The sequence below is a fragment of the Chitinophaga nivalis genome (genome assembly GCF_025989125.1).
In the GTDB taxonomy this organism is placed as follows: domain Bacteria; phylum Bacteroidota; class Bacteroidia; order Chitinophagales; family Chitinophagaceae; genus Chitinophaga; species Chitinophaga nivalis.
Genome location: NZ_JAPDNR010000001.1, coordinates 6937928 through 6959754, shown reverse-complemented (window position 1 = coordinate 6959754; position 21827 = coordinate 6937928). Strand labels below are relative to the sequence as shown.

18 protein-coding genes are annotated in these 21827 nt (G+C 46.8%); 7 read left to right on the top strand and 11 right to left on the bottom strand.

Annotated features, from left to right (window positions below):
- The first annotated feature begins 14 nt into the window (after nt 1–14).
- Entirely contained in the window at nt 15–2177 is a 2163-nt protein-coding gene (locus tag OL444_RS25335) for a S9 family peptidase (protein ID WP_264728922.1), read from the top strand.
- Nucleotides 2178–2282: 105 nt separating this feature from the next.
- Here OL444_RS25335 and OL444_RS25330 read toward each other — a convergent pair whose 3' ends face one another.
- From OL444_RS25330 to OL444_RS25320, 3 genes are all read right to left on the bottom strand, one after another.
- Nucleotides 2283–2954: a DUF1349 domain-containing protein gene (locus OL444_RS25330; protein ID WP_264728924.1), complete on the bottom strand. Its 672-nt coding sequence runs from the start codon at nt 2952–2954 to the stop codon at nt 2283–2285.
- Nucleotides 2955–3004: 50 nt separating this feature from the next.
- Nucleotides 3005–4108: an SGNH/GDSL hydrolase family protein gene (locus OL444_RS25325; protein ID WP_264728926.1), complete on the bottom strand. Its 1104-nt coding sequence runs from the start codon at nt 4106–4108 to the stop codon at nt 3005–3007.
- A 250-nt stretch (nt 4109–4358) separates the two neighbouring features.
- Nucleotides 4359–5384 carry a LacI family DNA-binding transcriptional regulator gene (locus tag OL444_RS25320; protein WP_264728929.1) on the bottom strand — a complete coding sequence of 342 codons (1026 nt, stop codon included), beginning with the start codon at nt 5382–5384 and terminating at the stop codon, nt 4359–4361.
- Nucleotides 5385–5651: 267 nt separating this feature from the next.
- Between OL444_RS25320 and OL444_RS25315 the strand changes: the two genes are divergently transcribed.
- The gene (locus tag OL444_RS25315) at nt 5652–6512 is read left to right on the top strand and encodes an OmpA/MotB family protein (protein ID WP_264728931.1); all 861 of its coding nucleotides are present in this window, start codon (nt 5652–5654) and stop codon (nt 6510–6512) included.
- A gap of 105 nt (nt 6513–6617) precedes the next feature.
- Nucleotides 6618–7526 (top strand): DsbA family protein, encoded by a 909-nt coding sequence (locus OL444_RS25310; protein ID WP_264728933.1) that lies wholly within the window; start codon nt 6618–6620, stop codon nt 7524–7526.
- A 58-nt stretch (nt 7527–7584) separates the two neighbouring features.
- Here the strand turns inward: OL444_RS25310 and OL444_RS25305 are convergent, their stop codons facing one another.
- Together OL444_RS25305 and OL444_RS25300 are read right to left on the bottom strand one after the other, a co-directional pair.
- Nucleotides 7585–10257 carry a TonB-dependent receptor gene (locus OL444_RS25305; protein WP_264728935.1) on the bottom strand — a complete coding sequence of 891 codons (2673 nt, stop codon included), beginning with the start codon at nt 10255–10257 and terminating at the stop codon, nt 7585–7587.
- Nucleotides 10258–10441: 184 nt separating this feature from the next.
- Nucleotides 10442–11857 carry an SDR family oxidoreductase gene (locus OL444_RS25300; RefSeq protein WP_264728938.1) on the bottom strand — a complete coding sequence of 472 codons (1416 nt, stop codon included), beginning with the start codon at nt 11855–11857 and terminating at the stop codon, nt 10442–10444.
- Between the two features lie 91 nt (nt 11858–11948).
- Here OL444_RS25300 and OL444_RS25295 point away from each other — a divergent pair, with 91 nt between their 5' ends.
- Entirely contained in the window at nt 11949–12425 is a 477-nt protein-coding gene (locus tag OL444_RS25295) for a DinB family protein (RefSeq protein ID WP_264728940.1), read from the top strand.
- Here the strand turns inward: OL444_RS25295 and egtD are convergent.
- The 6 genes from egtD to OL444_RS25265 form a co-directional block, all read right to left on the bottom strand.
- Complete coding sequence (gene egtD / locus OL444_RS25290; protein ID WP_264728942.1) at nt 12422–13420, bottom strand: L-histidine N(alpha)-methyltransferase; 999 nt, start codon at nt 13418–13420, stop codon at nt 12422–12424. The two genes, OL444_RS25295 and egtD, sit on opposite strands and share 4 nt — an antisense overlap.
- Before the next feature lie 76 nt (nt 13421–13496).
- Nucleotides 13497–14651, bottom strand: a complete 1155-nt coding sequence (gene egtB / locus OL444_RS25285) for an ergothioneine biosynthesis protein EgtB (RefSeq protein WP_264728944.1) — start codon at nt 14649–14651, stop codon at nt 13497–13499.
- A gap of 12 nt (nt 14652–14663) precedes the next feature.
- Nucleotides 14664–16232, bottom strand: a complete 1569-nt coding sequence (locus OL444_RS25280) for an ABC transporter permease/substrate-binding protein (protein ID WP_264728946.1) — start codon at nt 16230–16232, stop codon at nt 14664–14666.
- A gap of 6 nt (nt 16233–16238) precedes the next feature.
- Nucleotides 16239–17186 carry an ABC transporter ATP-binding protein gene (locus tag OL444_RS25275; protein ID WP_264728948.1) on the bottom strand — a complete coding sequence of 316 codons (948 nt, stop codon included), beginning with the start codon at nt 17184–17186 and terminating at the stop codon, nt 16239–16241.
- Nucleotides 17187–17228: 42 nt separating this feature from the next.
- Nucleotides 17229–18611 carry a mercuric reductase gene (locus tag OL444_RS25270; RefSeq protein ID WP_264728951.1) on the bottom strand — a complete coding sequence of 461 codons (1383 nt, stop codon included), beginning with the start codon at nt 18609–18611 and terminating at the stop codon, nt 17229–17231.
- Between the two features lie 208 nt (nt 18612–18819).
- Nucleotides 18820–19032 carry a hypothetical protein gene (locus tag OL444_RS25265; RefSeq protein ID WP_264728954.1) on the bottom strand — a complete coding sequence of 71 codons (213 nt, stop codon included), beginning with the start codon at nt 19030–19032 and terminating at the stop codon, nt 18820–18822.
- Between the two features lie 61 nt (nt 19033–19093).
- Between OL444_RS25265 and dusB the strand changes: the two genes are divergently transcribed.
- The 3 genes from dusB (at nt 19094) to OL444_RS25250 (ending at nt 21742) form a co-directional block, all read left to right on the top strand.
- Nucleotides 19094–20131, top strand: a complete 1038-nt coding sequence (gene dusB / locus OL444_RS25260) for a tRNA dihydrouridine synthase DusB (protein WP_264728956.1) — start codon at nt 19094–19096, stop codon at nt 20129–20131.
- Between the two features lie 66 nt (nt 20132–20197).
- The gene (locus OL444_RS25255) at nt 20198–20770 is read left to right on the top strand and encodes a hypothetical protein (protein ID WP_264728958.1); all 573 of its coding nucleotides are present in this window, start codon (nt 20198–20200) and stop codon (nt 20768–20770) included.
- Between the two features lie 138 nt (nt 20771–20908).
- Nucleotides 20909–21742, top strand: a complete 834-nt coding sequence (locus OL444_RS25250) for an aldo/keto reductase (RefSeq protein WP_264728960.1) — start codon at nt 20909–20911, stop codon at nt 21740–21742.
- Nucleotides 21743–21827 lie beyond the last annotated feature (85 nt).

Here is a 21827-nt window from a genome sequence, read left to right as displayed (position 1 = left end):
AAAATAAAAAGGACATGAGAAAAGCATTATTGTTGCTTTTGACAGGATGTGTTGTTGGAGGACTGCAATTTTCGTATGCCCAGCAACGTAAGTATACCATGGCAGAAGCTACCAACGGGCTTCGTCAGCAGCTGGCCCCTGAACGGGTGAAACAGTTTGAGTGGCTGCCCGGTGAGAATGCCTATAGCCGCCTGGTAACAGCCGATGGTAACACTGCCTGGGTAAAATATACCGTGCCAGCCGGAAAGGCAGATACCCTGCTTTCCCTGACTGCTCTCAATGCGCAGTTGTTTAGCGCCAAACCATTACGTGCCCTGCCTGCCCTGCATTGGATCGCGGCCGGTACGGCCTGGTTCAGCAGCGGCACTACGCTGTATAAAGGACAAACCGACAATGGCCGCCTGACTTTCACCACCTGGTGCACCCTGCCGGAAACAGCGGAGAATATCACCGTCAACGCTGCCAGCGGGAATATTGCCTATACCATTAAAAATAATTTATTCCTGCGCACAGCCGATGGTACAGAACATGCCATTACCAATGATACAGATAGTAATATCCTGAATGGTAAGAGTGTACATCGGGAAGAATTTGGGATCGACAAAGGTATCTTCTTTTCGCCCAAAGGCAACCTGGTGGCGTTCTACCGCATGGATCAACGTATGGTCAACGACTATCCGGTGATCAACTGGGCGGTAACACCCGCTTATGCCAATATTATCAAGTATCCGATGGCCGGCGGCAAATCCCATGAGGTAACGCTGGGTGTATACGACCCGGCTACTAAAAAGACCACCTTCCTGAAAACGGCTGGTGAAGCAGATCATTACCTGACCTGTGTTACCTGGGCGCCGGATCAGCAATCAATTTATGTAGCACTGCTCAACCGCGCACAAAACCACCTGTGGCTGAACCAATACAATGCTGCTTCCGGTGAACAGGTGAAAACACTGCTGGAAGAATCAGATAAAAAATATGTACATCCTTCCCATCCGCTTACTTTTATTCCCAATAAGCCGGATCAGTTTATCTGGTGGAGCGACCGGGATGGTTACGCCCATCTTTACCTGTACAATACACAGGGACAACTGCAACGCCAGCTCACCAAAGGCGATTGGATCGTGAATGAGCTGACGGGTTTCCATCTGCCGGCCAATGAGGTAATCATTACCACAGCCAAAGAAAGTCCGATGGAAAAACACGCGTATGCCGTAAATCTGAAAACAGCGGCGATGCGCCGGTTGGATACCGCAGCCGGCTGGCATGATGTACAGCTGAGCAATGATGGCGCCTATGTACTGGATACCTACAGCTCCGGTACTGTGCCGGGAGCCGCACAACTGCTGGCACTCAAAGGTAAATGGCAACAAACCATTCTTACAGCGGCAGATCCGTTGAAAGACTTCCAGCGTCCGGAAATCCGCCAGGTAACATTAAAGGCAGATGATGGTACGCCTTTGTATGGCAAATTGATTTTGCCGGTTGACTTTGATGCGGCTAAAACCTATCCGGTGATTGTATACCTGTACAATGGTCCCAATGTACAGTTGATCCGTAACACGTTCCCTTACAGCGGCAACCTGTGGTACGAGTATATGGCGCAACACGGCTATGTAATTTTTACCATGGATGGCCGGGGTAGTGCTAACCGCGGAATGGGCTTTGAACAGGCTACTTTCCGCCAGTTGGGTACTGTAGAAATGAATGATCAGCTGCAAGGTGTGGCTTATCTGAAAACACTGCCTTTTGTGAACCAACAGCAAATGGGCGTACATGGCTGGAGCTATGGTGGCTTTATGACTACTTCCCTGATGTTGCGTCATCCGGGCGTGTTTAAGGCAGCAGTAGCCGGTGGTCCGGTGATTGACTGGAGCAAGTATGAAATCATGTATACCGAACGCTATATGGATACGCCACAGGAAAACCCGGAAGGTTATGCAACGGCTAATCTGCTGACGCAAACCAAAAACCTGCAGGGAAAACTGATGCTGATTCATGGTACCAATGATGATGTAGTGGTATGGCAGCATTCGATCGATTTCCTCAAGGCTTGTGTAGATAATGAAGTACAGGTAGACTACTTCGTATATCCGGGACATTTACACAATGTACTGGGTAAAGACCGTGTACACCTGATGCAGAAAATAACAGATTATTTTGAGGCCCACCTGAAATAAATCAACAGGTATTGCCGCAAATAAAAAACGGTTTGGCCGGAAGATAACAGCGAAGAAATATGGCTGCTGTCTGTGGGCCAAACCGTTGTCTTTTAAAGTACGTGTTTATTCGCCGGTCCAGAAATCCTTGAAGGCTTTTGGCGTATATTTGATATCAGAGAAATAGCTCGTACAGGAAGTTCCCTGCGGCGATTGCGAAGAAAAACCTATCCGCAGCTGACCCTTTGGCTCGCAGTGGAACATGCGTATCATTTCCCATTTTTTACCATCCAGTGAATAGAAGAGTCCACATAGCTTCCCCGATTTACCAAGCCTGAAATACACTTCGTTCGTAGGTGCTTCCCCGTTATTACTTTCATCTGTAAAAATATTGGTCACACCAGCGCATATGATAAGTTTGCCGGCATGGCTTTTCTCAAACAGGAACTTGGTCCATTGCAAAGAATCAACAAAGAGGTACAAGGCGCCGCCATCGTATTGTGTGTGGAAATCCACTTTGATACGGGTGGTCAGCACAAAGTTCTCATCCGGCGTAAAAGCGAGGATGGGAGCGGTGGCGATGTTGTAACCACCACCGGCATAGTTGTAATAGTCTGAGCCTTTGGCAGCGGTAATAGACAAGGCATTGGCGCCGGTGATTTTAAAGGATGCCGGCTGGTTAATCCAGCTGCAGGCATGTGGGATAGCCGGAATGGTAATGCTGTCTGGCGGTGCAGCGGCGATGCTATGCAAGGCAGCGAGTAACAGGATACTCAGCAGATACAGGTGTTTTTTCATCGTGAAAAATTAAAAAATAATACGGGATGATAAAATGATATAAATAAAAGCTATGATTTTGCTTTTAATAAACGTTGTAACATGGGTTGGATTTTGGTGGCAAAGCGTTCCATCCCGATGTCGGTAGGATGTACACTGTCTATCGTTCCTTCCAGGTCATCACCGATCAGGCCATCGCCGGATTGATAATGCAGGTTTTTAACGCCTGCTTTGATCAGGTCATCAAAAGCTTTGCGCAGTTCCGCTCTCTTTTGCAAGTCGGCATCTTTCCCTGCTTTATGGAAGTTGCCGCCGGTGTACAGGTAGTTTTCTACCAGCAGTACCGGTACTGTAGGATGGCAGGCGCGAAGCTGTTGTACCAGTTTAACCGCTCTTTCGTGAATCAGTTCTACAGCTGTATTCGGATTGCAGTCAATTATCAGCAGGGCAGGTTTGGTTTCGCAAATGGCTGCTCCTACGGCCGATTCAAACATACCGTTGCCACTGAACCCGAGATTGATCACTGGCCGCTGCAGGCGCCTGGTGAGGATGTTCGTAATGGCCATGCCGGGCCGGGAAGCGCAACCACCTTGTATAATGCTGCTGCCGTAATAAACAATGGGTTGTTTATCCGATAGCGGTAATTGTTGTGGCGCCGTGATTTCCGCACCGTTTTCTATGCCGATGGAAAGGGAATCTACGCCATCATACAAGGGCAGAAAGAGCAGGTATTCACGCCAGCCCGGATCGCCGTCCTGCAACAGGGTCCGCTGGAAATTGAAGCTGCCTTCCGGAATGCCGCTGTTAACGAACTGCCATTGGTTGTTGACCAGTGCATAGAGGTCCAGTCCTTTGACGCCGGTAGCGGTCATGTGTGCCATGTTGGCGTTGTGCATCACTTTCCACCGGGCCGTTATGTTGGTGGCATTGCTGCGGAAGCGGATGGCGATACCGGCGCTGTTCATACTGAGGGCCCATACCGCCGGGCGCACAGTAGCCTTGTAGCTGGCTGGTAACCGGTTGAAATTAGGCTCCTGGTGGTACTGATTGATCACCGGAAAGTTACGTGCATCATGGTAGTTGAGGGCAGGAGCGGAAGTTTGTGCATACAGGGATAATCCCGTGAAACATAGTACAGTCAGGGAGGCGAAGAGGAATCGCGTTTTTTGGTACATGAGATATCAATTGGTTGTGGGCAGACAAGATACAGGAAATAGGGAAAAAGTGCGCTTTTTTTGCAGTTACGCAAACGCTTGCGTGGTTAACGCAAGCGTTTGCGTGAACGGAATGTTAAAAAATTGCTTTAAAATCGTAGTGCAATTAAGTGGAAAATAGTTAAGCCAGAAGGCAAGTATAAGAACAGCGAACAATGAGGTCGAATAGCCAGCCACGGTACAGACTGTGGCATGGTTATCGGCGAAATCCCTATCGGTTGTGAATAACCAGCCGCGACTCCATCCTGTTATTCTGATAATCATTTAAAGGGCGTTCTCCGCTCAGCAATGATAACAACATATGCGTAGCCGCCTGTCCCTGTTCATAGGGAAACTGCTCTACCGATGCTGCCGGCGGAAAAGCCGTGTAGCCACTCACCGGTGTGTTGGCGTAAGATACAAAAGTAATGTCTTTATTTATTTCCAGTTTTTGTTTCAGGGCATACTGTACCGCATCCATGGCTACATAGTCGTTGAAGGTAACGATGGCGGTCACTTTTCTCTTCAGGGAAAGGAGATATTGCATGGCGCTTTCCGTACCAGCGACCGTGAGGTCTGCATTTACGATCAGTTCAGGATCGTATTTCAGCCTGTGTTTACCTAATGCTTTAATGTAGCCGGTAGCGCGTTCTTTGCTGGCCATGAGCTGTTCCGGACCATTAATCATACCAATGACCCGGTGCCCTTTTTTCAGCAGAAAATCTACTGCCTGGATGGTACCGGATTCGAGATTGCAGGAAACAGCATGTATGTTAGGAAGGTCGGGAATCCGATCAAAAAAAACAACCGGAATACGTGCCTGTTGCAGCATTTCGAAGTGTTCATAGTTGCGGGTATTTTTGCCGAGAGAAACAATACAACCATCTACCCGGTGTTGTTTCATGCTTTGTATGATTTGTTTTTCACGGGCTTCATCATCATGCGACTGACCTAACAATACGGTATAGTTATTACTGTAGGCCGTATCTTCAATGCCACTGATGGCACTGGAGAAAAAGGCTTCCGACAGCTCTGGCAGCAGGATCCCGATGGTGAATGTTTTTCCCTGCTGGAAATAAATGGCTGTCTGATTGCGTTCATAATTCATTTCTGCGGCCAACTGCTGAACCCTGGCTTTGGTTCTTAATCCGATACTATGATGATCATGTAACGCCCGTGATACAGTAGATACAGAGATGTTCAGCCTTTTTGCAATTTCCTTTATTGTTGGTTGACCCGAAGAAACCACCTTTCTCATACATTTCAGCAATTAATGGAAAATAGATATAAGCATATGCGCGCCCGCCCAAGTTACTTAGTTATTGTAAAACATTAACTTTTTTTTAGGAATAATCAGGCGTTTTTATAGAGATAGGAAAATTTTAACAGCATTATAATATTTATTCGCCATTTTAAGACTAATTTTAATATGCTTCGGCCTGTTATTTGCGGTGAAGTTGCGCTTCCATTGTATTCCGATAACTTCATATATAGATACTTGTTAGATTATTTAAATATATATTTTATGAGAATAGAACGATTAGCCTTGCCCGTAGCTTTAGTCACTATTTTTGCGTCCTGCTCTGCTCCCCGTAAACTGAGAGAGTCTGAAGCACGTAATGCGCACCTGGACAGTCTGTACAGAACTGCATCCGGACAATTGAAAAAATGTGAAGAAGATGCGGCAAGGGCAGCAGCTTCCTATAAGGATAAGGTAGAAAACCTGCAGGAGCAGCAGGCACAATTGAAAACCAATAATTCCCAGATGCTGGAACACCTGAAAGAGCTGTCGGTTATCTCCGGCTCACAGGCAGAAAGTATCAAAAAATCGCTGGATAATATCGGCGCCAAAGATGCCTATATCAAAGATCTCCAATCTGCCATTGCCCGTAAGGATTCCCTGAACATGCAGCTGGTAATGAACCTGAAAGGTGCAGTAGGTAATATGGATGATAAAGACATCAATATTAAAGTAGAAAAAGGAGTCGTATATATTGATATCTCTGATAAACTGTTGTTCAAAAGCGGTAGCTACGATATCAACGAACGTGCTAAGGAAGTGTTGGGTAAAGTGGCCAAAGTGCTGATCAACCAACCGGATATTGAATTCATGGTAGAAGGCCACACAGATAATGTGCCTTACCGTCCGAATGTATTGCTGGACAACTGGGACCTGAGTGTGAAAAGAGCTACTTCTGTAGTACGCATCCTGCAGAACCAGTATAATATTCCGGCTGCACGTATGACTGCTGCAGGTAGAAGTGAATTTGTACCGGTAGCATCCAACGATTCTGCAGAAGGCCGCGCTGCCAACCGCAGAACAAGAATCGTGATATTGCCGCAGCTGGATCAGTTCTTCAAATTACTGGAGAAACCAGCTAACTGATAAACTGATACTAACTATATATAAGTTCTTACCATGAAAAAGCCGGCAACATTGCCGGCTTTTTCATGGTAAGAACTTTATCTTTACGACCTTAAATATCCAGTGATGCAAACACCTTTATTCTGCGACCCGGCTACCGGCGTATGTGAAATTCCGGGCGCCCCTATACAGGCAACCACCGTTACGGCTGATATGCAGTCCGTTGATAAACCTGTGAAACTGATTTATTTTACAGATCCTATCTGTTCTACCTGCTGGGGCATAGAACCGCAGTGGCGGAAGCTCAAACTGGAGTATGGCCATTTATTGGACATCAATTACCATATGGGCGGTTTGCTGCCTTCCTGGGATGTATACCAGTCCGGTGGTATCAGCGGCCCGGCAGATGTAGCACATCATTGGGATGAAGTGAGTCAGCATTATCAGATGCCGATCGATGGCAATGTGTGGCTGGAAGATCCTTTGCCTTCCTCTTATCCTCCTTCCATCTGGTTTAAGGCGGCCCAGCGGCAGGATCAACACAAGGCCATTATTTTTCTGCGTCGTATGCGGGAAATGCTGTTTATGGACAAACAAAACATTACCCGCCCGGAACCAGTACTGGCAGCTGCTGCCTATGCCGGATTGGATACCACGCAATTGCAACAGGACTTTGAGCAGTATGCCCCATCCTTGTTTGAAGCAGATCTGCAATTAGGAAAACAAATGGGCGTACGGGGTTTCCCTTCTGTTTTCTTTATCAGCGGAGCAGGCGAGTCTACCCTGGTATACGGCGCCAAACCTTATGCTGTATTTACTACGGCATTGCTGAAAATGATACCGGATGCACAGGCACGTACCTATGCCAGAGACCTGGGTGTGTTTAGCTATTATCCTACGCTGACAACAAAAGAATTTGCGGTATTGAATGACCTGACTTATGAAGCTGCTGAGACACAGTTAAACGCGTTTCACGCTGCAGGACAATTAGGCCTGAAGACAATTGCAAGTGGTCATCTGTGGTGGTTATTGTAAGAGAGGGGAGAGAGGGAAAAGAATAAAATCTGTCGGGTGGCAAGGGAGCGATGGAATATTATTTGCTGGCAGCTTTTTTTCCGAAGTAGTAAGTAAGGCTAAACATCAGATACTGCGATAGCATGTTGGACGTCGATGTTTCTATGTAAGTTTCTGCGAAGGAAGTGGTAATGTTTTTGTTTTCTTTAAAGATGTCATACAGATAGAGTTTTGCCGATAGATTCTTTTTCGGTAGCATGGTTTTGGAAATCCAGCCGTTGGTGAGCAGAAAGTGCTGCTGGGCCCCGGTATTGCTATAGTAATTATTGGATACACCAACGTTGATATTCCAGGGCAGATAACTATTGATGTTGAGCGAAAAAGTGTATTGCAGGAAGTCGCGATAAATATTTTGCTGCAGCGAATACCGGGTGCCGGTATATTTGATCAGGCTTACAGCGCCTATTTCCAATAGATTTTTATACATAATGGAAGCGGCGAGGTATTGTCCCAGGTCATAGATGGTACTGGTATTTTTGGTACTGTTGACATAAGAAATATCATTGTGGGTACCGGCGAGGAATTGATAGTTGAGGGTAATACCGCTTTTCTTCAGCCGGGTACCCATGGTAATGGTGTGGGTAAAGCTGTACAGGCCATCCACGTTAACGGGTATACTGACTTGTTTGCCGCTTTTATCTGATTGAATCGCCATTGCTACGGCATTATCACTTAAAGCCGCATCCAGCCGGGCGGTAAAGTTTAAACCTTTTATATCCAGAGAGCTGTATTCCAGCGATGCCCGGTTGGTAACACTGGGTTTCAGATCAGGGTTACCCAGCTCAATATAGAGCGGGTTACTGACGCTATTCACCGGCATCAGCTGGGTGATGGTAGGAGGCGTGGTTTCATTGCTGTAATTCAGTTGTAATGATTTGTAATGATTGATTCTGTAAAGCAGCAGAAAGTTCGGTGAAAAGTATTGGACAGGTTGCCTGAAATATTTGCTGGTAGTATAGTTGCGGCTATCGGAGTTGTTTGTATTGAGGGCCAGTCCAAGCATGCTTTGTATTTTTCCCTGATTATATTGTAAAGATATTTTCCAGGACTGGGTGAGCATCGTGTTTTTAAAGTGATAGGTGAGTGAGTCGTTGAAGCGGCGGTATGCTTTGGCGCTGTAATCAAAATCATACGTTCGCTGGTTATTCTCTCCTACAGCATTTTGCATTTTATAGGCTGCATTCAGGGTCAGGTACTTGTTGATCGGTTCTGTAAAGGACAGGCTGGCCGAAAGCAGTTGCTTTTTTTCAACGGGCTGAATCTGTTGATTAATGGTGTCGGCACGTTTTTGAAAATTGTTGTTGAGGGTATGGTTTACCTGGGTGCCGTCCTGATTGGTGACCTCATAATTGACGGTAGCTACGAGGGACCTGCCTTGTTTTAAAAAGGCATGGGTGTATTGGGAGGTGATGGCAAGTTTGCGCGTGGTACTTTTCTCCGTGTTGAGCGTCGCACCGCTGTTGATCAGGTCATTGTTTTTTCCGGAGGTGCGGTAGTTGTTAAACGAATGATCATCGCGGTCCATCAGACTGGAGAATACACCGATGCTGATTTTATTCTGGATATCAGGTTGGGCGTCCAGGAAAAAGGCGCCGGAGGTAGTAATGCTTTCCGCTGTTTTCCGGGTCCGGTTATTATAACGGAAACTGCTGTCCTGCAGAATGTTTTCACGTTCCGTAGCGTCATCCGTGACCGCCCTGGATTGTTCCCGTGAAAAATTGAAATTCATTTTTGTTTTTTTACTGATGTCCATGCCGATACTGGTGCTGCCATTGATGTTTTTATTGATACCCGGCAGCCGGCCGATCAGGTTCTGTGATTCATCGCTGGCGGCGAAGCTGGTATTGGTATTGATGTTATTGGCATTTCCCATCAGGTAGATCTGTTTGTTGTCGCGTAGCATATTTACATTGCCGGAGCCGGTGACTCTTCTGTTGGTCCCCAGTCCGGCAGTAACCGTACCGTTGATCCCTTTTTTCATTTCTTTTTTGATGATGATGTTCAGTACTTTTTCACTGCTACCGGGATCAGAAATACCATCGAGACTTTTTTTGTCGGCCACCTGTATTTTTTCCACCATGTTGGCCAGGAATATTTCCGCAATTTTTCTGGGATCAGCGGAGCCGTTGGCTGTTTGCCGGAACGCAGCCCTGCCATCTATATAGAGATCCCGTATCGGTTTGCCCTGGAAGTAGTAGGTCCCGTCTCCACCAATGGTTAGTCCGGGGATTTTTTGCATCAGATTTTTGAGTGATGCATTCTCCACTGTTTTAATCTGGCTGACATCAAACTCGATCGTATCTTTCCGGATGGCAAAAAGCGGCTTACTCACTTTAATATCTATACTGGACAATTTAATACTGTTACGCGCCAACTGCACATTGTTAAAAATGAAAACACCTTTTTTCTGATAAAAAGTAATTTCATCGATGTTGGCTTCATAACCGAGAAAACTGATGATAAACTTGTAATTGCCGACAGGAGGATTTAATAATTCGAAATGACCTTTTTCATCAGATAATGTCTGTGCTTTAAGAATAGATGTTTCTTTAGTAAACAGTAGAATACTGGCGCCTGCGAGTGGTTGCCGGGTAGCTTTGTCGTATACCGTTCCGCTTATTTTCCTTTGCGCAAATAATACAGAACAGCAACAACAGAATAGAATAGTGATAGTAGCTAGAGGTCTTATCATAAGGAATGGTGAATAAACACAATTCTATAATTTCTGTAATTGGCTTCTGTTAATCCAAACTAAACACGATCAAAATTTTAAAAGAAAATTTTTTCGATAAGATTCTTTGTGGTAAAGGAAATGATTATTTTCAAAGTTTATGTTAATGAAACGTAAATGAGATGCTGCATCATGAAATGATAACTTAATTCTCACTTGTTATATAACGGATCATGCCAGGGAAAATAAAAGCATGAAACGGTAACATAGCATACCAGTAAAGTTTTCCAGTGATGCCATGTGGTTTGAATGTGGCAGTTTGTATTAATTCCTGATCAATTATTTCAAAGGATAACCAGGCTTCTCCCGGCACTTTCATTTCTGCATACAGCAGTAATTTTTTATTGGCTTTATCAGCAGTCACAACTCTCCAGAAGTCAAGTGCCTGGCCTGTTGCGAGCCGGGTGCTACTGGTTCTGCCGCGCTGTTTACCGGCGCCTCCTGCCAGTTTATCCAGCAGTCCGCGTATAGACCACAACCAGTTTGCGTAATACCAGCCATGAGAACCACCTATCTCCCAGATTTTTTTCAGTGCCTGTGTAGGAGCGTTGACCCGTTTTTTCCGGATATCTTTATAACAACCGGTAACAGGTACCTGCTGATAATGCATAATGCCTTTCTCCGGGGTATAACCGGATTTTGTATCTCTCCAGCTCGACAGTACTTCATCCCGGAATATTTCCTGTAACGCGTGATGCACAGCAGTATCAAAAGAAAGCTGTTGTAAAGGTAACAGTGTAGCTAATGAATTTGTTCGCGGTAAAACTGTGTCAGCCCACATCTTTTTTATCAGGTGTTGTGTATGCGGTAAAGCGGGTGCTGTCAGTACTGCCAGCTTTAATGCTGCCAGCTGCGGCCAGGCGGCCGGCAGTGGAAAAATCGGGCAATTTACCTGACAGATCACGGCTAAACGTTGTAGTATTTGCCGCCAGGTAAAGGTATCCGGACCTGTTATCTCCAATTGCCGGTGACTGACAGGAGGTAATGATAACGTATGAAGAAGATAATGGATCACATCGCGGAGCGCAATCGGTTGACAGGTGTTATGCAGCCATTGGGCGCCGGAGATAACGGGGCTTTTCCTGACCCAGTCATACAGGATATGAAAGGTGGCGCTGCCGGCGCCGATAATGATATCCGCTTTTAAAATAGTGGTAGGAAAGGCAGCTTCGGCTAATATAGCGTCAACCCCTGGCGGTGCAACGGAGGGAATCAGATGTATGTCGGAGGCAGTGTCAGATAAGCAGATGACGTGTTGTACCCGGGTTTGTTCCAGCCTTGTACGGAAATGACGGGCCGCCGTGATGGCTACCTCACTGGCCGCAGCAGGCCCCGGATGTACGAGATAATAGGCTGCATCAATATCTGCCGGTATATGCCGGAGCGAAGCGGGATCCATGAAATCAACCGTGATGACCTGTAACGGATAAGATGGGTATTTGTTGGCATCGAATCTGCAGCTGTCCCGTACACAGCAAATAACTTCATGTCCATTTTCCAGTAAAACAGGTAGTAGTCGTTGTGCAATATATCCGCCAGCTCCTGTGAGCAGGATCTTCATTTACTTATCTGCTGTTTAAAACAAAAAATCAGTGTGCTTGTTTAGCTTGAACTAGGCCGCGAAATTACTTTAATAATTTAAAATTACTGCGATGAAAGATCAGACAGCTGTTGTACATACGTTGAAGGAGCTATTGCTCAACGCCCATGCCCATATTACTTTTGCGGATGCGGTAAAGGATTTGCCCCTTGCTTTAAGCGGGAAAATCCCGGATGGATTGCCTTACAGTATCTGGCAGCTGGTAGAGCATATCCGCATCTCTCAATGGGATATACTGGAGTTTTCCCGCAATCCGCAGCATGTGTCGCCCCCATGGCCGGCGGGCTATTGGCCGGAGGAAACAGCACCCGCCAATGAGGCGGCCTGGAAAAAAAGTATCCGGCAGATAAAAGAAGATGTACATGCCTTTGTGGCGTTGCTGGAAGCACCCGATGCAGCCCTGTTTCAGCCATTCCCGCACGGCAGCGGGCAGCATTTATTCCGGGAAGCCGTATTATTGGCCGACCATACCAGCTATCATACCGGTGAGATTATTGTATTGCGTCGTTTGTTGCATGCCTGGGATTAACTACGTTCCCATAATACATCCACAAACCATTTTTTGTGATCTGCAAAATGGGTCACAGGTGTAAAGCCCGTTTGCCTTGCCAGGGCAGTAATTTCCTCCAGGGTATATTTCTGGGAGATCTCCATATGCAATGCTTCATTAGCAGCAAAGTCAATACATACGTCTTCTCCGATGTGTACCTGCTGTGTGGTGAGGCTGATCAGGTAACTGCTGCAGGTACCTGTGCCCGGATCATAGGTGGGGTAATGCATGAACTGCTGTACATCAAAATCGGCATTCAGTTCGTGGTTGATGCGGTGCAGCAGATTCAGGTTAAACGCGCGTGTAATACCGGCGGCATCGTTGTAGGCATCCAGTATCACCTGCGGATGTTTTTTCAGGTCAAAGCCAATCATCAGCAGATCGCCCGGTTGCATATACTGATGCAGCTGCTGGCAGAAACCACGGGCTGCTTCCGTGGTAAAGTTGCCGATATTACTGCCCATAAACAGCAATACTTTTTTCCGGCTGGTATGTTCGGCTGCCTGCTGCAGCATCTGGAAATATTCACCGTTGAGGCCTTGAATCCTGAGTTGCGGCAATGCCGCTGGTAAATTTATTTGCAATTGGTTAATTACATTCGCGGAAATATCTATCGGAAAATACGTATAGTCTACTCCGTTAGATAGCAACTGTCTTAATAAGTGTATGGATTTGGTGGCATCACCTGCCCCCAGTTCCACCACATCAAAGTTGCCGGCCCGTTGTTGCAGGGTATGTGCTATCTGCGCTGCCTGCCGGGTGAAAATTTCCATTTCGCAACCGGTCAGATAGTATTCCGGACATTGCATGATCTGCTGGAAAAGTACATCTCCTGCAGCATCATAAAAATACTTGGCGTCCAGGTATTTGTTTGGAGCAGTGAGTCCTTTTACGACATCATGGTAAAAGGCTTGCAGGTGTTGTTGCCGCTTGCGGGAAGCGGTGTACGTTGGAATTACAGTGGTCGTGTGCATACCTCTTGTTTTAACACCGGCCGGAGATAGATTACGATTGGCTTTCCGGTCCGGTAAATCAGTTAATCCTCTTCAATCATCTTGCCAGCCTTATGCCGGTAAATTGCCAGCGCAAAGCGGGATGAAAAAAATTTCTGTAGGTAATACGGCTATGATGGGGCGATGTGACTTCTGAACCTCCCCGCAGTACCATCTGGCTGATCATAAATTTGCCGTTATATTCCCCAATAGCGCCTGCAGCTTTGGTGAAACCGGGATAAGGCAGATAAGCGCTTTCTGTCCATTCCCACCGTTGGCCCCATGCCAGCTGGGGCGCTGCGGCTTCCCATTCAAATTCGGTGGGCAGGCGATATCCTTTCCAGGCGGCATAAGCAGCAGCCTCATAGTAGCTGATATGTGCCAGCGGAGTATCGGGGAGCAGGGGTTGTAAGCCCTGCCAGGTATAATGCATCCACTGCCCTGAAATGTTGTACCAGTACATCGGCATGGTAACCTGGTTTTGCCTGACCCAATCCCAGCCTTCTGCATGCCAGTAACTGAAATCCTGGTAGCCGCCCGATTGTATGAAATCGAGGTATTCTCCATTGGTAACCAGGTGGGTACTGAGTGCAAAATCTGATAAATATACTTTGTGCCGCCCCAGTTCATTATCAAAACAAAATCCTTCTCCCGCAAATCCGATGTTATAAATACCGGCCTTCATATTTAACCAGGTATCACCGGAATTGTTCGTTATCGTATCCGGGAGTGGCATATGTTCGCTGTAGGGTGGAAAGAGGGGATTATGCCCCAATATGTATTTAATATCTGTGTATAATAATTCCTGGTGCTGTTCTTCATGATGAAGTCCCAGTGTAATGAGTGCCTGGAGATCCGGCGTCAGTTCCTGTTGCAATAATAGCTGCATAGCTTCATCTACATATTGCCGGTAACGCAGAATATCTTCCACAGCCGGTCTGCTGAGGTTGCCCCGATCTGTGCGGATAACGCGCGCACCCACGGTTTCATAATAGCTGTTGAACACAAAATTATATTGTGGATCAAACGCGGTATAGCCGGCTGCATGAGGGAGTAGTATAAAGGTTTCAAAGAACCAGGTAGTATGCCCCAGGTGCCATTTCGGAGGACTTACATCCACAACGGGTTGTACGACGTAGTCTTCTGTTTTGAGTGGTGCACAGATGGCGGTTGTTCTGTTCCGTACGGTTTCATATGCTTGCTGTAACAACATAAATACTGGTGGTTATTTATGGTTTATGTATGCGGTTAAATCGGATATGCTTTTGATATGCAGGCTGGCTGCTGCTTCCCGGCGCATCATCAATGCGTAGGTATTATTGAAGCCAATGGGTTTCAACCATTTTATCCGGTAGTTTTTTTCAAATTTCTCCCGCACATAGTCGTATACTTTTTTGCTATCTGCCATCATGGAGGCTGTTTCCTGCGAAGAGGCCTGCAGGATGGTCAGCAGGCCGGTACCGGTATATTCCGGGTACAGATCGATCTGCTGATTGGTTAAAGCATCAAACACAATTTTAGTGCCTCCCAGGCCGGTTTTCGTCACCGCAGCCAGATCGGTATGGCCTTCAATCAGCATCTTGTACATATTGGCCAGGATATACCCATCGCCAAAAATTTTGGCGCCAATACGGATGGTGCCTTTGTGGCCATTCCGGGCAGGTTGCCATAATTTGGCTGCTACCAGAAAATCCTTTGCTACCTTTTCCGGATTTTGTTTGAGATAATCCACCCGGTAGTTCAACGTTGTCATGATGCTATCATTAATGATGCCAGACAGCAGGTTGAGGGTACCTTCCAGTTCCGGATATTGTTCCAGCACAGCCATGTTTACAATGGGGGCAGCATAGTAGGGTGGGAAAATATGTTTATCATCTTCCAGTACTACCAGGTCAAATGCCTGTACCCGTCCATCGGTACTGCTACCGCTGATGACGTCCAGTTTTTTCTCCCAGGCGGCTTTATACATAATCATATCGCTGATCACCAGGGTGCGGATGTGTAAACCATAAACAGATTTTAACCCCAGGTAGCCATCTTTTCTGCCCATAAATTCGGGCGTGAAACCTGCCAGCATTTTACTGTTGTAGGTATCCGGAATCAGGTAAAAAGAAGAGAGGGCGAGGAGTATAGCGGGTAAGGCGTACAGCAGTTTCCGGGAGCTGCGGCTTTTCAGGTGTTGCAGCCGCGACAGCAGCCAGTCGAACAGAATAGCCAGCAGGGCTGCCGGCAGGGCGCCTGCCAGCATCATATTGGTATTGTTCAGCGCAATACCACCGAAGATAAATTCTCCCAGGCCGCCGGCAGCAATATAGGCGGCGAGGGTGGCCACGCCTACATTAATGACGGTAGCAGTACGTATCCCGGCCAGTATAACGGGCATGGCTAGTGGTAGTTGTACTTTGAACAGTAGTTGCCACGGACTCATTCCCATCCCTTTAGCGGCTTCCATAACGCTGCTATCTACCCCGCTGATACCGGTGTAGGTATTGCGGATTACGGGTAGCAATGCATAGAGTAATAACGCTACAATAGCGGGTTTGGGACCAATGCCCAGCAGCGGAATCATAAAGCCGAGCAAGGCAATACTAGGAATGGTTTGCAGGACGCCGGCCGTGCCGAGCGTAATACCTGCCAGCTTTTTATGACGGGTAATCAGGATACCCAGGGGGACGCCAATGGCTACGGCCAGTAAAACGGAAATAAAGGTAAGCCCGGTATGTGTGAGGGTTTGCTCCAGCAGTTTACCGGATTGTTGTTGTACAAAGTCGAAAAAACTCTCCGTTGCTTCCATGCGGTATTATTGGTTTTTATAGGCAGATACTGCTTCCATAAGTATGCTGGCAGTCAGTATTTTTTGTTCCTGTTGATAGTGTACTGTGGCTGGTTGTTGTGATACGGCTGCCAGGGCTTCCCAGCTGGTGGTGGTGGCAGGAAGTGCAGATGCGTTGTTGTTGTTGCCGGCGGGCCCGAGCCAGGGCCACAGGTCCTGCAGGTATAATGCTTTTAATTCCAGTTGCAGCCGTTGCGGGTCCAGGAATTTTTTCACGAAGTCATTGGCCGGGTGAAACAGCAGGTCGGCCGGTGTACCGAGTTGTTGTATGCTGCCTTCATTCATAAGGCAGATGCGGTGTCCCAGCTCAAAAGCTTCTTCTATATCATGTGTGACCAGTATGATGGTTTTGCTGTTTAGTTCATCGAGATGGCTGAATTCTTTTCGTACGCTGATGCGGGTGAGTGGGTCCAGCGCGCCGAAAGGCTCATCCATCAGTAATATCGGCGGATCGGCTGCCAGTGCGCGTGCCAGCCCGACCCTTTGTTGCTGCCCGCCGCTAAGCTGATGCGGATAGGCGTTGGCGTAGTCGCCGGGGGGCAAGCGGAGTTTTTCCATCAGGGTGGTGATACGTTGTTGTATCCGGGGTTTATCCCAGCGGAGTAAACGGGGAACTACACCAATGTTTTCACTGACTGTGTAATGGGGAAACAGGCCGGTATGTTGCAATACATAACCCATATTACGGCGCAGGATTTCTTCGGACTGTTGCTGGATATCCTGGTTGTTGACCAGGATCCGGCCGTTGTCCGGCGTGATCAGCCGGTTGATCATGCGTAGGGTAGTGGTTTTGCCGCAGCCGCTGGTGCCCAGTAATACGAGGGTTTCACCGACGGCTACTTCAAAGGATATCTCCTGTACTGCTGCTTTTTGTTGCCGGTTGAAATATTTGGAAACATGATCCAGTTTAATCATGGAGGATATGGTTGAAGCGAAAAAATAAGCGCCGGTCAACGATTATTTTTCCAGGGTCATAAAAAGGTTGTTGAGTGATTCTGTATACAGGGGATGTGCAAAAATCATCCCACGTAGTTGCGTTGCCGTTACACCACCGGCCATAGCCATTTGCAATACACTCATGATTTCACCGCCTTCTGTTCCGATGATAGCGGCGCCTAATATTTGCCCGGTATGTGCATGTACAATGGCTTTCATAAATCCGGTGGTAGTACCGGTTTCAATGGCCCTGGCCACTTTGTCCATACCAAGACAGGCAATTTTTACAGGAATGCCTTCGCGGGTAGCTGTATGGGCAGTAATGCCGATACGACCCAGCTGCGGATCGGTGAACATACAATAAGGTACCTGCCGGTCCAGCACAGACAAGTTAGCATTTTCAAACAAATTTTTATAGAGCAGGAGATGATCATTATATGAAATGTGTGTGAAAGCAGGCCCGCCTTTAACATCCCCCAGGGCATAAATGCCCGGCACGGAAGTTTCCAGCTGGTCATTCACCTGGATATATCCTCTTTCATCTGTAGTAACGCCCGTATTTTGCAGCTGGAGGGCAGCTGTCGCAGGTGTGCGGCCAGTGGCCAGCAATATATGGGAGCCCGTGATGCTGGTATGGGTATCACCGGTGATGAGATTCAGTTGTATGCCCGCCGTTGTTGGCTGGATACCTGTTGTGGTGGCGCCGGTGTAAATGCGGATACCCTCTTCTTCCAGGAAGTTCCGGATAACAGCCGCTACATCCGGGTCCTCTTTGGACACAAGTTGTGGAGACGTTTCAACGATTGTAACGTTACTGCCTAAACGCTGATACAGTTGTCCCATTTCCAGGGCAATATAGCTGCCCCCCAGGATGATCAGATCCTGGGGCAGGGTTACCTCATCCAGCAGGGTGGTGGAAGTCAGCCAGGGCACTTCCTCCAGTCCGGGAATATTCGGGATATGAGGTGCAGCGCCTGTATTAATGAATATCAGGGGGGCCGTGAGCTGTTGTTCACCGCCGTCCGAGGAGGTGACGGTAATGATCTTTTCTCCGCTGAAAGCGGCACTGCCATATATGACCGTGAGTCCGGGTGTTTGTGTCAACCCTTTGGCAGCACTGTTTCTGAACCGTAACACGATATCATTCTTGCGGGCAATAATAAAGGGAAGGTCCACCGTAAAACCGGGTGTGGTAATGCCCCATTTTTCGCTGTGGGCAACGGTATGGGCTACCTTTGCACTGGCGATCATGGTTTTGGTAGGCGTGCAGCCATCGTTGATGCAGGTGCCTCCTATGTAACGTTGCTCAATAATAGCGGTTTTCCGGCCTTTCCCGGCCAGTTTTTTTGCCAGTGGCGTACCTCCCTGGCCGGAACCAATAACAATCGCATCAAATTTTTCCATATCCCTGAATTTGGAATTACAATAAAGCATTATGCCTGGATACGTGTGGTGATAGCGGAAATTAAAAATTACGACTTTATAAGCAGATAACGGATAGAAATAACTCATCCCGAACAACCGTGCCGGATATCTGCAGAAGAAAATACTTATTTTCGTATTCCTTCTCCACGCTATATTTTTCCTCCTGACACAACCTGCTGGTATTATTTTAACCAAAAAATCCGATGGCTTTCATTCGGTTAAAGTGGATCATTCGTTTTAGTAACGTAGTAGTAAGCATATCTGGTAATATAATATCATTTATGCCCCATTTTCCGCTACATAGGGTAGCAGTTTCCCTTGTCATGAGCAGGTATGCTGGTGTGCCGGCTTCCTTTACCTGCCGGCCATGGGGTATATGATATGCTAATGCTTTAGCCATCAGTTTCTCCCGGACCACAATTATTTTTTATCTTTGCACTTCTTTTTAAAAAATACAGATTTTGGTAAAGATTGATGACATAACATTACCTGATTTTCCTTTGCTGCTGGCACCGATGGAAGATGTGAGCGATCCGCCGTTCCGGGCTGTCTGCAAGGATGCAGGAGCGGATCTTATGTATACTGAATTTATTTCAAGTGAAGGACTGATCCGGGATGCCATCAAGTGCCGGAAGAAGTTGGATATTTTTGAATATGAACGCCCGGTAGGGATTCAGATATTCGGAGGAGATGAAGACAGTCTGGCTATGGCTGCTAAAATTGTGGATGTCACCAATCCGGATTTACTGGATATCAATTTTGGCTGCCCCGTGAAAAAAGTGGCAGGAAAAGGTGCTGGCGCCGGTGTATTGAAAGATCTGGACCTGATGGTACGCCTCACTGCGGCATGTGTTAAAGCCACCAAACTGCCTGTGACGGTAAAAACACGGCTGGGCTGGGACGACGATACCAAAAATATTGAAGAAGTAGCAGAACGACTGCAGGATGTGGGTATCAAAGCATTGGCCATCCATGGCCGCACCCGCTGCCAGATGTATAAAGGGGAAGCTGACTGGACGCTGATCGGTAAAGTAAAAAACAATCCCCGCATACATATTCCCATATTTGGTAACGGGGATATCAATAGCCCGCAAAAGGCCCTGGAATACAAAAATCGTTACGGTGTAGACGGTATTATGATCGGACGTGCTGTGATCGGTTATCCGTGGTTATTCCGGGAAATAAAACACTATGTACAGACCGGCGAAATACTGGCTGGCCCCACATTGGAAGAGCGCATTGCTGTCAGCAAAAAACATCTCCGCCTGTCGGTAGAGTGGAAAGGCCCGGTACAAGGTATCAATGAAATGCGTGGCTGTTATGCCAATTACCTGAAGGGACTGCCGAATATCAAAGAGTTCCGCAGCAGACTGGTGGTGTTAAAAACGATACCGGAAGTGGAAGCGGTACTGGATGAGATCGAAGCCTATTACAAAGGCATTGAGCTGGCACAAACGCCGATAGAATTAATTGACTACCATCAGAATTGTCCGTTGTAAATCATGATAGGGTGATATAACAAAACATATCCGGTGTGCTTTTGTTATATCATAAATCATGGGACGATGCGCAGGAAGTTGTTACCCGTCATTTTATTAAGCTGCAGTTTTGCAGGATTGCTCTGTTGCAATACTGGCCCCAAAGAAAACCTGCTGGCAAAAAAGAGCCGGTATTTTAATCATCAGCTTTCGTATAGTGATGTCCGTTATCGCGATCAGCAACGTATTGAAAAAGTACTGATCGGTTTTTGTGAAAATTTTGATAATGCAGCACTCCGTAAATGTCTCGATTACATGGATGATAGTATTCATGGAGAAATAGACGGCATTCCACTGGAAGGGAAATATAACTGGCAGGCCCGTACGGCGCCGCTCCTCTACCTAATAAAGGAGCAACATTTTCAGCCCCGGCGTCTGCTCTCCAACATACAGGTATCGCCGGCCCCCGGCTATGTGGTTGATTTCAGTGCATATGCCACCTGTTTGCAAACCAACCTGGTCACCGGACAGGTACAGGTGGTCACTGCCGGTTATTACAAAGGCAGTGTGGTAAGGAAAGCAAACAAATGGTTGATTCGTTCCTTTCATTCTTTACCGGATAACAGATTAGTCAATCAGTTTCATCAGGACACGGAATAAGGGAAATATCCTTTAATGGTACAGAAAAATCCTGCTTTATTACTGCTATTGTAATGCAGCTAGCTGTATTTTTGCGCTACGCAAAAAGCCAAGGCTGAAAAAAATATTTTCAGATTTTATAAAATAAAAGAGAGACGTATGAATATTACAGACATCAAAGGTACTGTACAACTGGCAAACGGTGTACAGATGCCTTATTTCGGACTGGGTGTTTATAAAACCAATGATGGGCAGGAAGTGATTGACTCCGTTAGATATGCACTGGATGCTGGTTATCGCCATATCGATACGGCTGCTATCTATAAAAACGAAGAGGGTGTAGGAACAGCAGTAGCGAATCATGCTATCGACCGTAAAGATATTTTTCTCACCAGCAAAGTATGGAATGCAGACCAGGGTTATGATAGTACCTTGAAAGCGTTTGAAACTTCAGTAAATAAACTGCAGACAGACTACCTGGATCTGTACCTGATCCACTGGCCGGTGAAAGGTAAGTATAAAGAAACCTGGCGGGCATTGGAACAGTTATATGCAGATGGCCGTGTAAAAGCGATTGGTGTAAGTAACTTCCTGCAACATCACCTGGAAGATCTTTTACCGTCGGTGAAGGTAACGCCGATGGTGAACCAATTGGAATTCCACCCCCGCCTGGTACAACAGCCACTGCTGGATTTCTGCAAAAAACACGGTATTCAGTATGAAGCATGGAGCCCGTTAATGCAAGGTAAAATATTTGATATTCCTGAACTGCAGGCATTGGCAGAAAAATACGGTGTAACGGTGGCGCAGCTGGTATTAAGATGGAACCTGCAGAAAGACGTGGTAACAATCCCGAAGAGCATTCAGGAAAAACGTATCATCAGCAATGCGGATGTTTTCAATTTTAGTATTGAAGTAGCAGATGTAGCTAAGATTGATGCTTTAGACCGCGGTGAACGCGTAGGTCCGGATCCGGATACTTTCGACTTCTGATAAACAGCTGGCCATCCGTTGGAATCTTCTCCGGATGGCCAGCTTTCTTTCTCTTCCCTTTATTTTTCCCGAATCAGCAAATATT

Excerpts from the sequence above, each read along its gene's own strand:
- OL444_RS25335 (WP_264728922.1), top strand. The coding sequence starts at position 15 with ATGAGAAAAGCATTATTGTTGCTTTTGACAGGATGTGTTGTTGGAGGA.
- OL444_RS25330 (WP_264728924.1), bottom strand. The coding sequence starts at position 2,954 with ATGAAAAAACACCTGTATCTGCTGAGTATCCTGTTACTCGCTGCCTTG.
- OL444_RS25325 (WP_264728926.1), bottom strand. The coding sequence starts at position 4,108 with ATGTACCAAAAAACGCGATTCCTCTTCGCCTCCCTGACTGTACTATGT.
- OL444_RS25320 (WP_264728929.1), bottom strand. The coding sequence starts at position 5,384 with ATGAGAAAGGTGGTTTCTTCGGGTCAACCAACAATAAAGGAAATTGCA.
- OL444_RS25315 (WP_264728931.1), top strand. The coding sequence starts at position 5,652 with ATGAGAATAGAACGATTAGCCTTGCCCGTAGCTTTAGTCACTATTTTT.
- OL444_RS25310 (WP_264728933.1), top strand. The coding sequence starts at position 6,618 with ATGCAAACACCTTTATTCTGCGACCCGGCTACCGGCGTATGTGAAATT.
- OL444_RS25305 (WP_264728935.1), bottom strand. The coding sequence starts at position 10,257 with ATGATAAGACCTCTAGCTACTATCACTATTCTATTCTGTTGTTGCTGT.
- OL444_RS25300 (WP_264728938.1), bottom strand. The coding sequence starts at position 11,857 with ATGAAGATCCTGCTCACAGGAGCTGGCGGATATATTGCACAACGACTA.
- OL444_RS25295 (WP_264728940.1), top strand. The coding sequence starts at position 11,949 with ATGAAAGATCAGACAGCTGTTGTACATACGTTGAAGGAGCTATTGCTC.
- egtD (WP_264728942.1), bottom strand. The coding sequence starts at position 13,420 with ATGCACACGACCACTGTAATTCCAACGTACACCGCTTCCCGCAAGCGG.
- egtB (WP_264728944.1), bottom strand. The coding sequence starts at position 14,651 with ATGTTGTTACAGCAAGCATATGAAACCGTACGGAACAGAACAACCGCC.
- OL444_RS25280 (WP_264728946.1), bottom strand. The coding sequence starts at position 16,232 with ATGGAAGCAACGGAGAGTTTTTTCGACTTTGTACAACAACAATCCGGT.
- OL444_RS25275 (WP_264728948.1), bottom strand. The coding sequence starts at position 17,186 with ATGATTAAACTGGATCATGTTTCCAAATATTTCAACCGGCAACAAAAA.
- OL444_RS25270 (WP_264728951.1), bottom strand. The coding sequence starts at position 18,611 with ATGGAAAAATTTGATGCGATTGTTATTGGTTCCGGCCAGGGAGGTACG.
- OL444_RS25265 (WP_264728954.1), bottom strand. The coding sequence starts at position 19,032 with ATGGCTAAAGCATTAGCATATCATATACCCCATGGCCGGCAGGTAAAG.
- OL444_RS25255 (WP_264728958.1), top strand. The coding sequence starts at position 20,198 with ATGCGCAGGAAGTTGTTACCCGTCATTTTATTAAGCTGCAGTTTTGCA.
- OL444_RS25250 (WP_264728960.1), top strand. The coding sequence starts at position 20,909 with ATGAATATTACAGACATCAAAGGTACTGTACAACTGGCAAACGGTGTA.